The sequence below is a fragment of the Ruegeria arenilitoris genome (assembly GCF_013032445.1).
Taxonomy (GTDB): Bacteria; Pseudomonadota; Alphaproteobacteria; order Rhodobacterales; family Rhodobacteraceae; genus Ruegeria; species Ruegeria arenilitoris_F.
Genome location: NZ_WQCA01000012.1, coordinates 1 through 16,128, shown reverse-complemented (window position 1 = coordinate 16,128; position 16,128 = coordinate 1). Strand labels below are relative to the sequence as shown.

Genomic DNA, 16,128 nt, shown 5'->3' with positions numbered 1-16,128 from the left:
CATACTTCAGAGTCAGACCTAGCACACCAAACCCACCTGAGTCTGCAATGCCTGGAGAAATTAATGTTTATGTACGCCCATATGCCCGAAATAGGGCGTCAGACTTCGGCGCTGAGACCTTCGGTCGACAGATCGTCCAGCCTCGGCATCAGCCGCAGCAATTCGCTGGCATAGTCGGTCTGGGGGTTGGCGAACAACGCGTTGGTCTCCTGCAACTCGACCACCTTGCCCTGTTTCATCACCGCAACCCGGTCGCACATCTGGCGCACCACGGGCAGGTCATGGCTGATGAACAGCAGGGTCAGGCCTAGATGCTCTTGCAGGTCCTTCAGTATGTTCAGGATCTGCGCCTGAATGGACACATCCAGCGCGCTGGTCGGTTCGTCACAGATCAGGAAACGCGGCTGCGTGGCCAGTGCGCGGGCGATGGAAATTCGCTGACGTTGACCGCCCGAGAATTCATGCGGGTATTTCAACCCGGCCTCATGGCCCAGTCCGACCTGATCCAGCAGTTCATCCACACGGCGCTTGATATCTGCGCCGTCCATCAGCCGGTGATGGCGGATCGGTTCGGCCACGATATCGTCCACCCGCATCCGGGGATTGAGCGAGGAATACGGGTCCTGAAAGATCATCTGGATGTTCTTGCGATAGGCATCCAGCGCAGCCTTGTTGTTCAGATCGCTGACCACCTGCCCCTCAAATGTGATGGTTCCACCGTCCACCGGGTAAAGCCCGGCGATCATTCGCGCGACGGTGGACTTGCCCGAGCCGGACTCGCCCACCACGCCGAACACTTCACCCGCACGGATGTCAAAGCTGACATCATCCACAGCGGTGAAATAAGTGCGATCCCAGGGCAGCAAACCTTTGCGCTGCAGGAACTTCTTGGTCAGGTTGCGAATCTCGAACACCGGTTTGGTGGTGTCGTTGTCCACCTTGGGCCAATGGCGGGCCATGTCCTCGATGGCAAACCGCGTTTCGCGCCCGCCATAGCTGATCTGCGGAAAGCGGTGCAGCTTCAACGTCGGGCGCGGAACGGCGGCGATCAGGGACTTGGTGTATTCGTGGCTGGGCTGGCCCATGACCTGAGACGTGGGGCCGGTTTCCACCACCTTGCCCGCATACATCACCGTCACCTTGTCGGTGGTATCGGCGATCACCCCCATATCGTGGGTGATCAGAATGACGCCCACCTGCCGTTCGCGCGCCAACTCCTTGATCAGGTCCAGAATCTGCGCCTGCACCGAGACATCCAGCGCCGTGGTCGGCTCATCCGCGATGATCACGTCCGGTTCGGTACACAGCGCCAGCGCAATCACCACACGCTGCCGCATCCCGCCCGAGAATTGGTGCGGGTATTGGTCCAGCCTCGTGTCCGGATCGGGGATGCCGACGCGGTCGATCAGGTCACGCGCACGCTTGCTGGCCTCGGCCTCGGACCCGCCCAGATGGGCTTGAATCGTCTCAACCAACTGCTCACGCACGGTGAACAGAGGGTTCAGCGAGGTCAGCGGGTCCTGAAAGATCATCGAGATCTTCTTGCCGCGCAGACCGCGCATCGCCTCGGCGTCGAGTCCGCTGATCTGATCGCCGCTCAGCCGGATGGTGCCGCTGGCAATGCGGCCGGGGCGGTCCAGCAGCCCCATGATGGCGGAACCGATGGTGGATTTGCCGGCGCCGGATTCACCCACCAGCCCGTGGATTTCGCCGGGTTCCACCGACAGGTCCACATGGTCCACAGCGGTGAACAGTTTGCGGCGGGTCGGGAATTCGACCGTTAGGTCATTGATCGTCAGAAGGCTCATGAAATCACCGCAGCTTGGGGTTCAGCGCATCGCGCAGCCAGTCGCCCAGCAGGTTCACAGACAGGGCCAGCGCCAGAAGGGTGCAGGCCGGGAAGAACAGGATCCACCACTCGCCCGAGAACAGGAAGCCCTGCCCGATGCGGATCAGCGTGCCCAGCGAAGGTTGGGTCGGAGGCGCCCCGACGCCGAGGAAACTCAACGTCGCCTCAGCAATGATCGCCAGCGCCAAGGAAATGGTGGCGATCACCAGAACCGGGCTGAGCACGTTGGGCAGGATGTGACGGAACATTATCGGGATAGACCCGCGTCCGATCAGACGAGCGGCCTGAACGTATTCTTTGTTCTTTTCCACCAGTGCCGCACCGCGCACGACACGGGCGAACTGCACCCAGTCGGACAGGGCAATCGCGATGATCAACACATAAATTGCCATCGCATTGCGGTATTCCGGCGGCGTCACCCCCTTGGCGATGCCGAAGATCAGCATGGCGACCAGTATGGCCGGAAAGGTCAGCTGCACATCGGCAATCCGCATGATTAGGGTCTCAATCCAACCACCATAATAGGCGGCCATGAGGCCAAGGATCACCCCGATGATCATCGCCAGCAACACCGCTGAGGCCCCCACGAACAGTGAAATGCGCAAGCCATACAGGATGGTCGAGAACACGTCGCGGCCCTGATCGTCTGTGCCCAGCAAGAAGGTTTCCTGCGTGAAGGCGTTCGGCGTGCCGGGAGGCGTAAACCCGTTCATCAGGTTCAGCGTCGCCGGGTCGAACGGATTATAGGGCGCGATCAGCGGGGCAAAGATGGCGGCCAGCACAAGGATAACCACCACAAGCGATGCCACCATGGCCACCGGAGAATGCCGGAACGACCACGCAAAATCGCTGTCCCAGAACTTGGCGAAACGCGATTTGGGCGCGGACGGCGGGGTTTCGATAGTATCGGTCATGTGGCCCTCGCGTCGACACGCATGCGCGGGTCAATGGCATAGTAAAGCAGATCGACAATCAGGTTGATCGTCACGAACATGACCGAGATCAGCATCAGATAAGCGGCCATGACGGGGATATCAACAAACTGGATCGCGTTGATGAACAGCAGACCGACGCCGGGCCACTGGAACACCGTCTCGGTGATGATGGCGAAGGCGATGATCGAGCCCAATTGCAGACCGGTGATCGTAATCACCGGCACCAGTGTGTTTTTCAGGGCGTGGCGGAAATTGATCACCCGGTCCGACAGCCCTCGGGCGCGGGCAAAGCGGACATAGTCGGCGCGCATCACTTCGAGCATTTCTGACCGCACCAACCGCATGATCAGCGTCATCTGATACAGACCCAGTGTGATCGCCGGCAGGATCAGCGCCTTCAGCCCCGATGCCGTCAGGAACCCGGTGGACCAGTTGCCGATCTTCACCGTCTCCCCTCGGCCAAAGCTGGGTAGCCAACCCAATTCGATGGAAAACACATAGATCAGCAAAATCCCGATCAGGAAGGTCGGCAGCGACACCCCTAGCAGCGACACGGTCATGATCACATTCGCGGCGATCCCTTGTCGTCGGATCGCCGTAAACACGCCCAGCGCAATGCCCATGGTGATGGCCAGAAAGCCCGAAACAAAGGCCAGCTCGAGCGTGGCAGGCGCACGTTCGATCAGGATCGTCGAGACGGGCCGCCCCTGACGGTACGAGACGCCAAAATCGCCCTGAACCGCGCCTTTGAGGAACTTGAAATACTGCACTGGAAAGGGTTGATCCAATCCCAGTTCGGTGCGCAGCCGATCAATGTCGGCCTGTGTGCGTTCCTGCCCCAGCATGTTGTCGATCGGATCACCGACAAAGCGGAACATCGAAAAGGCCACCAGACCCACGACCAGCAGCACGATCACGGATTGGAACATCCTTCGGACGATATATGCGAACATTCGTTTCCCTCGTTGATCGGTCTCTCTAGGCTGGCTTTGACCAGATGGTCAAGCTATCGCTAACAGACAGACGCGACGTTCCGTTAGTTCACCGTCACCCAGCGCAGCAGAAAGAAGTTGTCCGGCCGTTGTGTCAGGTCGACATTGCTGCGCGTACCCCAGACAAGGGGCTGCACGTACATCGGGACATAGACCTGTTCGTCCTGAATGATCTGCGCCACCTCATCCAGCATGGCCTGCCGTTTGGTTTCATCCAGTTCGGATTGAACCATCGGCAACAGCTCATCCACGCGCGCGTTTGAAAAGCCGCCGAAGTTCCAGCTGCCCAGCTTCTTTTCCTCATTCGGTGTGGCCACAAGGAACCGCACCGGGTGTTCGGCGTCAAACGTACCGGGGCTCCAGCCCAGCAGGTACATGTCGTAATTGCCTTCGCGCAGCTCGGGCCAATAGTTGCGGACCGGCATGGCATCCAGTTCTGCGGTAAGCCCGATTTGCGCCAGCATAGAGACCACGGCCTGACACACAGCTTCATCATTCAGATAGCGGTCATTGGGGCATTTCAGACCGAAGGAAAAGCCATCCGCGTACCCCGCCTCGACCAGCAGGGCCTTGGCGGCTTCGACATCAAAGGCCGGGCGGTCGGCGTTGGTGGCGGAGTAGCCGCTCATGGCGGGACTGACCAGTTGCGAAGCCGCCTCGGCATTGCCGCGCATGATGGTGGCCAGAATGGCGTCCACATTCACAGCTTGCGCCACGGCCTTGCGCACGCGCGGGTCACGGAACGGGTTCGGTTCACCCGCGTCATTGGTGTATTTCAGCGCCTCGGCCTGATGATCAAAGCCCAGCATGATCACGCGCGCTTCGATGCCCTGAATGACGTTCACGTCGCCGTTGCCTTGCAGGCGCGCCACATCCTGAATCGGCACCGGGTTGATCATGTGCACATCCCCCGACAACAGCGCGGCAACGGCGGTGGCGGGGTTCTGGATCGGGTTGAACTCAGCGCTGGTGATGTTGTGTTCGGCCTCGTCCCACCAGCCGATATGCGGCTCTAACACAGTCCGCAAACCCGGCTCGCGCGCGGTGACCTTGAACGCGCCGGTGCCATTGGCGTTGAGCGTGGCATAGTTGCCGGTTTCCTTGTCGGGGACTGTAGCATCATTCGCCTCGGTCCAGCCCTGATCCATGATCATCCAGTTGGCAATGGAGGACGGAAACAGCGGGTTCGGCGCGGTGGTCATGAAATCGACGGTATAATCATCGACCACGATCACTTCGCTGATTGGCGCAAACCAGCTGCGGGTGTCTGCAGCCTCGCCCGAGGCACGCTGATAGCTGAACAACACGTCCTGCGCATCAAATGTACTGCCGTCATGAAAGGTCACGCCCTCACGCAGTTTGAATCGCCAGCCCTCGCCGTCGCCTATGCTCTCCCAACTAACGGCAAGGGCCGGTTCGACCTGCATGTCCTTGTCGCGGCGCACTAGCCCTTCGTAGACATTATTGAGAAACCCGAGAACCGGGGCCGAATTGACGGCGTGCGGGTCCATCGTCTGCGGATCGGTGGTCGAGGCCCATGTGAACTCGGCCGCCTGCGTGCCGGTGGCGATCAACATAGCCAGACCAATGGCGCTGTGTCTGAGGATCATGGCGAAATCTCACTGTGTCTGCCGCAAAGGGGCGATGTTGAAGGATAACGCAAAAGGCAGGGCGCGAGGATCACGCCCTGCCAAGTCACTGATCTGAAAGCCTTAGTTCAGAGTGAAGTACTTGATCTTGGGCGAGTCTTCCGGCTCGACCACAGTACCGACATTGGACTTCATACCCCAGTTCAGCACTTGGTGGTGGATCGGGATGTACAGCTGTTCGTCCTGAACCACCTGCCAGATTTCAGCGATCTGCTTGTCACGCTCGGGCAGGTTGGTTTCCGACGCCAGACCCTGGATCTTGGCATCCAGTTCCGGGTTGCTGTAGCGGGTACCGTTCCACGAGCCATATTTCTCACCCTTGGTGTGGGCTAGGAAGTTGAAGATGTATTCCGAGTCATAGGTCGGAACACCCCAGCCCAGCATGTAGAAATCGGTTTCCAGGTTGTTGATCAGCGGGAAGTGTTGCGCCTTGGGTTTTGCATCCAGATTCACAGTGATCCCGATCTGCGCCAGCATCCCGACGGCGGCCTGACAGATCGCCTCATCATTGATGTAGCGGTCATTCGGGCAGTCGAGCTGGATGGTGAATCCGTCCGGATATCCAGCCTCGGCCATCAGCGCCTTGGCGCCTTCGATGTCAGTGGTCGAGGAGCTGTCCATGCCCTCATCCCAGCCGTTCACGAAGGGCGGGGCGATCATGCCCGCCGGTGCCGATTGGCCGCGCATCACGACTTGCTTGATCGCATCGCGGTTGATCGCCTTGGACATGGCCTGACGCACGCGGACATCGGACAAGGGGTTCTTGCCATCGACATTGTCGTTGGCCAGATCGGCATCGCCCATGTTCAGGCCAAAGAAGATGACCCGGTTCTGGGGCGCGGTGCGCACATCCAGACCATCGGCGCTGGCAACGCGCTCAAGGTCCTGCACGGGGACGTCCTGAATGAAATCGACCTCACCAGACAGCAGCGCCGCAACACGGGTGGCTGCGTTCTGGATCGGGGTATAGATGATTTCGGTCACGGCCAGTGGGAACTCATCCTTGCCCCAGTAATTTTCATTGAGGGCCAGAACGGTTTTCACATCGGGCTCGCGGCTGACCACCTTGTAGGGGCCAGTGCCGTTGGCGTTCTTGGCCGCAAACGTGTCCTCGCCGCCTTCATAGTCCTGCACCTTCACAGCGTTGTTCGCTTCGGCCCAGCCTTTGTCCATCATGAACATGTTGGTCAGGTTGTTAGGCATGATCGGGTTCGGACCATCGGTTTCGATCTCAACCGTGTACTTGTCCGGCGCGCGCACCTCTTTCACCGAGGCCAGCAGTTCCTTGTAATCCGAATCCGGCGTCATCGCCCGGTTCAACGAGAATACGACGTCTTCGCTGTCGAACTCGGCGCCATCATGAAAGGTCACGCCTTCGCGCAGTTTGAACACCCAGATATTCGGATTTTCCTCGGATGGCGCCCATTCGGTGGCCAGCGAGGGCACCAGCGCGCCGGAATGGTCGCGCATCACCAGCGTTTCCATGATCTGGTGCGCCAGCGCCGAGGTCGGGCCTTCGTTCTGGGCATGTGGGTCCAGCGTCAGCGAGTCGCCCGCCCGCGCCCAGCGCAGAGTTTCGGCCGACGCGCCCGCCGCCATCAACGCAGTAGCGCTGGCAGCAATCATCAGGTTTCTTAGGATCATTGTAGTCTCCCCGGTTTTATTGTTAGCGCCGTCTTTGTGACGGCCAGCCGCTTTTTGCGGCCGTGGTGCAACCGATCATCCAGATCATTTTGATGGTTGCAACAATAGATTGAACATAAGCGCGGCGACCCAAGGGAAACCCGGAGCACCGGACCTGAATCAGGCAAACGGCACCCACGCTTCGTCCAGTGTTTTTTGCCCCGTGGGCAGGGTCAGGTCACAGGTGACCGGGTTTGATCGCGCAATCACCCGCCCCTTGCGGACCACGGCCAGCCGGTGGGCGCGCAGCCGGATCGCCTCGATCCGATCGCTGGCCTGCAGCAGCACGAAATTCGCCGCACAGCCTTTGGCGACACCGTACCCCTCCAACCCCATGATCCTGGCCGAGTTTTCAGTGACCGCATCGAAACACCACGCCATATCGGCGCGGCTGGACAGTTGCCCCACATGCAACCCCATGAAGGCCACATCCAGCATGTCGGCCTTACCCAGCGAATACCACGGATCCATCATGCAATCCGAGCCGAACCCCACGGTGATCCCGGCATCGCGCAGCTCACGCACACGGGTTTGGCCGCGGCGTTTGGGATAGGTGTCGTGACGCCCTTGCAGCATGATGTTGATCAGCGGGTTCGGGATCGCGTGCACCTCAGCCTCGACCATCAGCGGGATCAGCTTCGAGACATAATAATTATCCATGGAATGCATCGAGGTCAGATGTGACCCGGCAACCCGGCCATTCAGACCCAAACGCTGGGTTTCGTAGGCAAGGGTTTCGATATGGCGGCTTTGCGGGTCGTCACTTTCGTCACAATGCATATCGACCATCAGCCCGCGCTCGGCGGCGATCTCGCACAACAGGCGCACGGATTCGGCCCCGTCCGCCATGGTGCGTTCGAAATGCGGGATACCACCCACCACATCCACGCCCATATCCAGCGCCCGGATCGTGTTCGCCATCGCTGTCGGGTCGCGCAGAACACCGTCCTGCGGGAAGGCGACCAGTTGTAGATCAAGGTAGTCCTTCACCTGCTCGCGCACCTGCAACAGCGCTTGCACGCCCTTCAGTTCGTCATCGCAAGTGTCCACATGGCTGCGGATCGCACCGATGCCTTTGGCCACCGCCAATTCGCAGTACCGCAGGGCGCGGGCGACGATGTCTTCGACCGTTTGGATCGGCTTCAACTCTCCCCACAGGGCAATCCCTTCCAGCAACGTGCCCGAGACATTCATCCGCGGCGTGCCCAACGACAGGGTCGCATCCATATGGAAATGCGGATCGACAAAGGGCGGTGAAACCAGTTGCCCCTCGGCGTCGATCACCTCACCCGCTTCGGCAGAGATCCCGGGCTCGATGGCGGCGATCCTTCCATCTGCGCAGGCGATATCCACGCCGGTCTGGCCATCGGGCAGAGTGGCATTCTTGACGATCAGATCGAACATGGCGGCTCCTATCGTTGGCCTTTGAACCAGGGGGTTAGCAATGCGCGCGGATAATCCGCCGACCGCGCGGCAACGACAAGCGCGATGATCGACAGGATATAGGGCGCCATCAGGAACACCTGACCGGGCACCAGCGCGCCCATCTCGGTCTGCAGACGCACCTGCAGCGCATCGAAAGCTCCGAACAGCAGCGCGCCCAACAGCGCCTTGCCCGGGCGCCAGCTGGCAAAGATCACCAGCGCGATACAGACCCAGCCGCGCCCGTTGACCATGCCGAAGAAAAACGCGTCAAAGGCGCTCATGGTCAGAAAGGCTCCGCCCAGTGCCATCAGGGCCGAGCCCGCAACGATAGCTCCGATGCGCAGCCCATAGACCGACAGACCCTGCGCATCGACACTGTCCGGATTGTCTCCAACGGCCTTGATCGCCACGCCCAAAGCGGTGCGGTTCATCACGTACCAGACCACCGCGACCAGAAGCAGCGCCAGCCATGTCAGGGCGGTTTGCTGGAATAAAACAGATCCTAAAAAGGGCAATTCTGACAGGACCGGCAGATCCAGCGGCTGGAAGGGCTCGATCCGAGGCGGTGAGGACACATTCGGCAGCGCCGTACGATAGGTGTAGTAACTGACCGAGGTGGCAAACAGCGTGATCCCCAGCCCCGAGACGTGCTGAGACAGCCCCAATGGCACTGTCAGGATTGCGTGTAGCAGACCAAAGAACGCTCCGGCCAGGGCTGCAACCAGCACCCCGCCCCAAAGACCCGCACCCAGCCAGACTGCCATCCAGCCACACATGGCGCCGACGACGAAAATCCCCTCGATCCCGAGGTTCAGCACCCCCGCCCGTTCGCAGATCAACGCGCCCAGAACGCCGAAGATCAGCGGTGTCGCGATGCGCAGGGAGGCGGCCCAGAAACTCTCTGACAGCAGGATGTTGAGAATATCCATCATGACGCCGCCCTCGAGGTGCTGGCCCGGACGATCCGATAGCGGGCAAAGAACCCGCCGACCAGAACACACAATAGGGAAACCGACACCACCAGATCAGCAAGGAACGAGGATACGCCCATCGCGCGGCTCATACTGTCAGCGCCCACGAAGACCGAGGCGATGAACAGCGCCGCGATGACCACGCCCACTGGTGACAACCCGGCCAGCATCGCCACAACAATGCCGGTGTAGCCAAAGCCGGGTGAAAGGTCGGCGGTCAGATAGCCCTTCAATCCCGCAACCTCGCTGACGCCCGCCAAACCAGCCAAACCACCTGACAGGGCGGCTACTCCGAACAGCGACCGATTCACGTTGATCCCTGCATGGCGTGCGGCGGCGGCGTTCTCTCCCACCGCCCGCAACCTAAACCCCCAGACCGAGCGCGCCAGCATGAACTGGGCCACTCCGGCCAAAATCAGGGCCAAAATCAGCCCGGAATGCACCCGCATCCGTTCCAATAACGGCGGCAGCATCCCCTGATCCAGAATCGGCGCCGATTGCGGCCAGCCCAGACTCATCGGGTCCTGCAACGGGCCTTCAAGCATCATCTGCACAAAGATCAGGATGATGAAGTTAAGCAGCAGCGTGGTCACCACTTCATCCGCGCCAAAGCGTGTTTTCAGGTAAGTAGGCGCGACCATCCCCGCAGCCCCCGCCGCTGCGCCCAGCACGACGATCAATGGCAGTAGCAGGATACCAGATACATCCAGCGCCCCGGACCCGATGGCCACAGCAGCCATTGCCCCAAGATAAAGCTGCCCCTCAGCTCCGATATTCCACAGCTTGGCGCGAAAGGCCAAAGCGGCGGCAAGCCCGGTAAAGATCAACGGAGTGGCGCGGGTCAGCACCTCGGAGAAGGCAAAAACGGAACCAAACACACCGCGAAACATCTCGGCATAAGCTGCAATTGGATTGGCCCCGGCAGCCAGCAGGGGAATGGCAGCAAAGCCCAAAGCGATCACGGCAGACAGGATCGGAACGCCCAGAGTAAAGGCACGTGACTGTGTTTGGCGCGGTTCGATGCGGATCATGCCGGTTCTCCTGCCATCATCAGCCCGATCTGTTCCCGGTCGCGGCTGGGGGCCTCGTGTAGCTCGCCGTCGCGGATCACCACAATCCGGTCGGCTAGGCCCAGAATTTCGTCGAGGTCCTCAGAAATCAGCACTACTCCTGCACCACGCGCTCGCGCCTCAAGCAATCGTCGCCCGACCTCGGCCGCGGCGCCCATGTCCAAACCGCGGGTGGGTTGGTTCGCCAAAATCAGGCTTGGCAACCGGTCGAACACACGCGCCAGAATGAGCTTTTGGATATTGCCTCCGGACAACAAACGTGCCGCAGCATCCACACCCGGCCCGCGCACGTCGTAAGCCTTGGCCAACCGTTCGGCATTGCCCTGAATCGCTTCTCGCCGCAGAAGCCCGCGCGATTGCACGTCACCATCATCCAGCCGTTCGATGATCATGTTCTCGGCCACGCTCATCGCACCAACGATGCCTTCGTGGTGGCGGTCTTCGGGAATGCGGCCAACGCCCGCCCGTACCATGGCCGAAGGGGTGGGTGTGTTAATTTCCACCTCTTTCACCTTGATTAGACCCTGTTCAGGCCGTGTCAGACCTGAGATCACATTGGCCAAACCGCTTTGCCCATTACCAGACACCCCTGCAATCCCGAGGATTTCATGCGCGTGCACCGTCAGATCTACGCCGCTGAGCGTATCTCGCTTGGACCGACCTGCAACCGACACACCCGACAGTGTCAGTACCGGCGCACCCGGTGCCATCGCAGTGCCCGCCAGTTCCGGTGTGTCCGCCCCGACCATCATCCGGGCGATGGATTTCTCATCGGCCTCAGACGTCGCCATCTCACCTACTTTCTTACCGTGGCGCAGAACGGCGATGCGGTCGGAGAAGGCCAGAACCTCGCGCAGTTTATGGCTGATGAAAATGACCGACAGCCCCTCGGCCGTCATCATGCGGATGTTTTCGAACAGCGTATCAGCCTCTTGCGGGGTGAGAACAGCGGTGGGTTCGTCCAACACCAGAATGCGGGCCTGTCGATACAGCGCCTTGAGGATTTCGACCCTCTGACGTTCCCCCACCGACAGCCGCCCCACCGGCGTATCCAGCGGCGCAGTCAGGCCGCTTTGGACGATGATCTCTTCAACTTTATGCCGTGCCGCGCGCCGGTTGCGACGCAGGGCCAACAGGGGTTCGGCCCCCAGGGTGATATTGTCCAAAGCCGAGATATTCTCGGCCAGGGTGAAATGCTGGTGCACCATGCCGACGCCCGCCGCCAAGGCCACCTGCGGATGGCCCAGCGGCATCGGCTGTAGAACACCCGCCTCATCGGCGACATCAATAGACCCTGAATCGGGCAAATAATGCCCAAACAGCATATTCATCAGCGTGGTCTTGCCCGCGCCGTTTTCGCCCAGCAAGGCCAGAACCTCTCCCTTGTTCAGGGTCAGGCTGACATCGTCATTGGCGATAACCGGGCCGAAATGCTTGCTCAGCCCGTTGAGCTTGAGAACTGTGGTCATTGGCAAAGCGGGCCGGTGCAGAAACCGGCCCGAGCACGATCAGTTGTCCGAGACCGGCCGGTCGTCGTTGACATTCACGCGGAACAGCCCGTCCAGAATCTCGGCCTGACGCGCATTTACCGCTTCGAGCACATCAGCCGGAACCAGTTCCTCATCCAGAACCATCGATCCGCCGCCATAGCCCATAAAGCTGTACTGGCCGTAATCCGCAGCCTCGAACGAGCCACCCGCGACATTGGCGATCGCCTTGTCGATGGTCGGTTCCATATGCCAAAGGGCCGAGGCCATGATCGTGCCGGGATAGTCCCCCGACGTGTCGATGACGTTACCCACGGCCTTCACGCCGCGTTCGACCGCCGCATCCGACACGCCAAAGCGTTCCGCATACATGATGTCCGCCCCCGCATCCATCATCGCGATGGCGCTTTCCTTGGCCTTGGGCGGGTCATACCAACTGTCGATGAAGGTCACGAGGAAGGTGACATCCGGGTTCACCTCACGCGCGCCGTCCATGAAGGCGTTCATCAGGCGGTTGACCTCGGGGATGGCATAGCCGCCGACCATGCCGATCACATTCGATTCCGTCGCGGCGCCAGCCACCATTCCGGTCAGGTAGGAAGGCTCGTGAATCCAGTTGTCAAAAACCGAGAAATTGGGCGCCACCGGACCAAAGGACGAGCCCATCAGAAAGGCAGTTTCGGGATAGTCCTTGGCCACCTTGCGAGCGGCGCGTTCCAGACCGAACACCTCACCCACGATCAGCTGCGCGCCCTGTTCGGCATATTCACGCATGACGCGTTCATAATCTGTGTTGGCGACATTTTCCGAGAACACATATTCAATGTCGCCTCGCTCAGCCGCTGTATTCAGGGCTTTGTGGATACGGCTGATCCATTGCTGTTCCACCGGCAGCGTGTAAATTGCCGCAACCTTGACCGTTTCAGCCGCCGCCAGCCCGGCGGAATACAATGTCGAAGCCGCCGCCACCGCGGCCAGCAGCACTCTGCGCGTAAATTTTGTTTTGGTCATATCTCTCTCCTGTGTGGCCGGATGGCAGCATTTTTTTACTGTTCAGTCAATTTTTTCATCGCCCATCATGGTGAACCAGAACAGACCGCAGCGTCTTAGAGCGTTTTTTAGGCAACCGCCTACTGCGAGGATGAAGCCTGCAATCTGGCTGGAACTCCAAGGACCTAAGCCAAGCAGCGGTTGCATGAAACAGAGTAGTGGTTTGCCGGTTTGATACCCTGTTTTTCTTGAGTGGCGCGCATCAGGCGTGCGGGCCTTTATTCTTGCCTATTGACCGTGTAGAGAGCAGCGGCACACGCGTTTTGCGTGTGTTTGGCATTTGGGATTGTTTAGTAGATATGAAGCAAACTCCGATACGCGATGCGCAATTCCAACCGCCCCGGTCGACGCCAGATGATGCGCCGGAAGATGACTCAATTGATATTGGCGCTTTGGCGGGCACGTTGTGGCGGGGTAAGTGGATCATTGCCCTGACCACCGCTGCCGCCATTTTGATCGGGGCGTATTACGCGTTTGTTTCGGCTGTCCCGTTGTATCGGTCTACGGCGGTAGTCATGCTGGAAACAGATCAGGCCAGCGTGGTCGATCTGCAAAGCGTAGTGGGCGGATTGGCCGGGGACACGGCCGAGATCAACTCGGAGCTTGAAGTGCTGAAGTCCCGTGGCCTGATGGGCAAGGTTGTTGACCGGCTGGACCTAGTGTCCGATCCAGAGTTCAACGCCGAGCTTCATCCGGTATCCGCAATCGCCAGCGCCAGGCAGTTTTTCATGTCCATGTTTGGCACCGGGGACGCCCCCGGGCAGGACTCAGAAGATCTTGTCGAGCAGTTGACCCGAGACGATGTGATATCGGCGCTGCTCGAGAAGGTTTCGGTGCGCAACGTGCGACAAAGCCTAGTGTTCGAAGTGACGGTCGAGACAGAATCGGCCCGCAAATCCGCCCTTATCGCCGATACGATTGTCGAACTTTACGTATTGAACCAGATTGAGGTGAAGTTCGAGGCCACCGAACAGGCAACTGAATGGCTGACCAACCGCGTGACCGACCTGCAGGTTGAACTGGAGACCGCTGAGGCGAAGGTCAGCGAGTTCAATGCAACGACAGCGCTGGTCTCGCCTGAGGCGCTCCAAGTGCAGGAAGTGCAACTGAAAGACCTGCGCGAACGCCGCGTGTCGGCTGAAGCGAACCGCGTCGCAGCGCAGGCCCGTTATGACGCATTGGGAGCTGCGGATACACGCGCGGCGCAGGCCGAAACCAGCCAGGACCCCCAGTTGCAACGCCTGTTTGCACAAATCGACGAGACCGCCGCAAGCGAAGACGCCTTTGACACCGCGTTCCAGCGTCTGGTTGCGCGCACCGCACTCGAGGCACGCCGCGCAACGCAGCAGGTCCAGGCTCTGACGCGGTCGTCCGAAGAGCTGGGCCATCAGATTTCACAGCAGAATGCAGATCTGATCACGCTACAGCAACTGGCTCGCGAAGCCGAGGCGGTCCGGCTGCTGTACGAGTATTTCCTGGCTCGCCTGAAAGAAACATCGGCGCAAGAAGGTATCCAAAAAGCGGACAGCCGACAGTTGTCGCGCGCCGTGATCCCCAGCACTCCGGCATCGCCCCGAAAGCCTCTGATCCTGGCGTTCTCGGTCCTTTTGGGTCTCATGTTGGGTGCGGGTATCGTGCTGCTGATCGAAATGCGCCGCAAAGGGTATCGGTCTGCGCAGGAACTTGAGCGCAAGACCGGTTACAGCGTATTGGGCCAGATCCCGATCTTTCCGGCCCGCGAGCGACGCAAGGTTCTGGAGTATCTCGCCGAAAAGCCTTCATCTGCTACCGCCGAGGCGGTGCGCAACCTGCGCACGTCACTGATGCTGTCCAATGTGGACCATCCGCCGCAGGTTGTGGTTCTGACATCAGCTCTGCCGGGCGAAGGCAAGACGACGAATGCGTTGGCGCTGGCGCAAAACTTCGTCGGGATCGGGAAAAAAGTTCTTCTGGTGGAAGGAGATATCCGGCGCCTGACCATGACGGCGCAGCTGCAGGGCGTACCGAAAAAGGGAATCGTGTCTGTTCTGTCCGGGGATAGCACGCTTCAAGAGGCCATCTTTCAGGACTCACTGTTAGGCTGTGACATTCTGGCTGGCGAAAAAACATCGGCCAATGCGGCGGACCTTTTTGCCTCGGAGCGGTTCCGACTGTTCCTGGAGGATATGCGTAAGCTCTATGACGTCATCCTGATCGACACGCCTCCCACGCTTCTGGTGTCCGATGCGCGCCTGATTGCACGAAATGCAGATGCCGTACTTCTGACCATCAAGTGGAACGACACGTCTGAACAGGATGTCACCGAAGTGATGCGTCTATTCCACACGGACAACCAACGCCTGACCGGCCTGGTGCTGGGCCAGATCAATACGCGCAGCGCCAAACATTATGGCTATTCCTACGGCAACTACGCCGACACGTACTATAGCAATTAGGATGCACTGTCTGGTGTCGAACAAAAGCGCGCCTCAACAGCGCGCTTTTTTTGTTCTGAAGCCGATGGCCTAGTTGGTGCCGACGGTGCTAGTTGTGCTGTTCGTCGAACCGCCACCACCGCCGCCTGCAGCTGCCACGCCAACAGCGGCCGCAACAACGCCAAGCGCGGGTACAACAAGCGGTACGAATCCGGTCACGCCAGCTGCCGCCGCTGCCCCACCTGCTGCAGTGGCACCTCCGGCTCCCGCACCAGCACCTGCTCCGCTTCCGGTCTGAGCCGCGGCCGCCCCACCGGTAGCATCCTGTGCATATGCGCCTGTGGTCGAAAGAGCCAAAATCAGAAATGTAGTTCTGATCATCGTGAATCTCCTAAAGCAAGTCTTGGGCAGTTGATATCACAACAACTCAAAGTTGAGAATGCTGTATCCGCTAAAAATTCTTAAAGGTGTCTGGCGAGGTTTGTTTTTCAGCGCGTTGCCACAAAAACTTGCCCTAATACCCCGCCGCGAACTACGGCCGCACAGTGCTTACTCCCTGATTAATTTGAGTGTATTGATTTTGGGTTTGTCAGAGGGGTTTAT

The 16,128-nt window shown here is 59.7% G+C and carries 12 protein-coding genes; 1 reads left to right on the top strand and 11 read right to left on the bottom strand.

What is annotated here, in order from left to right; genetic code table 11:
• Nucleotides 1-98 precede the first annotated feature (98 nt).
• The 10 genes from GOW98_RS17900 to GOW98_RS17855 all read right to left on the bottom strand — a co-directional run bounded on the left by GOW98_RS17900 (nt 99) and on the right by GOW98_RS17855 (nt 13,072).
• Nucleotides 99-1,808 (bottom strand): ABC transporter ATP-binding protein, encoded by a 1,710-nt coding sequence (locus tag GOW98_RS17900; RefSeq protein WP_170334536.1) that lies wholly within the window; start codon nt 1,806-1,808, stop codon nt 99-101.
• A gap of 4 nt (nt 1,809-1,812) precedes the next feature.
• Nucleotides 1,813-2,763: an ABC transporter permease gene (locus GOW98_RS17895; protein ID WP_170334534.1), complete on the bottom strand. Its 951-nt coding sequence runs from the start codon at nt 2,761-2,763 to the stop codon at nt 1,813-1,815.
• Entirely contained in the window at nt 2,760-3,737 is a 978-nt protein-coding gene (locus GOW98_RS17890) for an ABC transporter permease (RefSeq protein ID WP_170334532.1), read from the bottom strand. Before GOW98_RS17890 ends, GOW98_RS17895 begins: the two co-directional genes overlap by 4 nt.
• An 83-nt stretch (nt 3,738-3,820) precedes the next feature.
• Nucleotides 3,821-5,386, bottom strand: coding sequence for an ABC transporter substrate-binding protein (locus GOW98_RS17885; RefSeq protein WP_170334530.1), 1,566 nt, complete (start codon nt 5,384-5,386; stop codon nt 3,821-3,823).
• A 102-nt stretch (nt 5,387-5,488) separates the two neighbouring features.
• The gene (locus GOW98_RS17880; protein ID WP_170334528.1) at nt 5,489-7,069 is read right to left on the bottom strand and encodes an ABC transporter substrate-binding protein; all 1,581 of its coding nucleotides are present in this window, start codon (nt 7,067-7,069) and stop codon (nt 5,489-5,491) included.
• Between the two features lie 159 nt (nt 7,070-7,228).
• Nucleotides 7,229-8,512 carry an amidohydrolase family protein gene (locus GOW98_RS17875; RefSeq protein ID WP_170334526.1) on the bottom strand — a complete coding sequence of 428 codons (1,284 nt, stop codon included), beginning with the start codon at nt 8,510-8,512 and terminating at the stop codon, nt 7,229-7,231.
• An 8-nt stretch (nt 8,513-8,520) separates the two neighbouring features.
• Entirely contained in the window at nt 8,521-9,462 is a 942-nt protein-coding gene (locus tag GOW98_RS17870) for an ABC transporter permease (protein ID WP_170334810.1), read from the bottom strand.
• Nucleotides 9,462-10,532, bottom strand: coding sequence for an ABC transporter permease (locus tag GOW98_RS17865; RefSeq protein WP_437436868.1), 1,071 nt, complete (start codon nt 10,530-10,532; stop codon nt 9,462-9,464). Before GOW98_RS17865 ends, GOW98_RS17870 begins: the two co-directional genes overlap by 1 nt.
• Nucleotides 10,532-12,043, bottom strand: a complete 1,512-nt coding sequence (locus GOW98_RS17860) for an ABC transporter ATP-binding protein (protein ID WP_170334521.1) — start codon at nt 12,041-12,043, stop codon at nt 10,532-10,534. The genes GOW98_RS17865 and GOW98_RS17860 overlap by 1 nt, the downstream gene beginning before the upstream one ends.
• 39 nt (nt 12,044-12,082) lie before the next feature.
• A complete protein-coding gene (locus GOW98_RS17855) occupies nt 12,083-13,072 on the bottom strand; it encodes a BMP family protein (protein ID WP_170334519.1) in 990 nt (329 codons plus the stop codon).
• A 338-nt stretch (nt 13,073-13,410) separates the two neighbouring features.
• On the opposite strand from GOW98_RS17855, the gene GOW98_RS17850 reads away from it, so the two are divergent.
• Nucleotides 13,411-15,546, top strand: a complete 2,136-nt coding sequence (locus GOW98_RS17850; protein ID WP_170334516.1) for a GumC family protein — start codon at nt 13,411-13,413, stop codon at nt 15,544-15,546.
• Between the two features lie 69 nt (nt 15,547-15,615).
• On the opposite strand, the gene GOW98_RS17845 is transcribed toward GOW98_RS17850, so the two are convergent.
• The gene (locus GOW98_RS17845; RefSeq protein WP_170334514.1) at nt 15,616-15,906 is read right to left on the bottom strand and encodes a hypothetical protein; all 291 of its coding nucleotides are present in this window, start codon (nt 15,904-15,906) and stop codon (nt 15,616-15,618) included.
• Between the last annotated feature and the right edge of the window lie 222 nt (nt 15,907-16,128).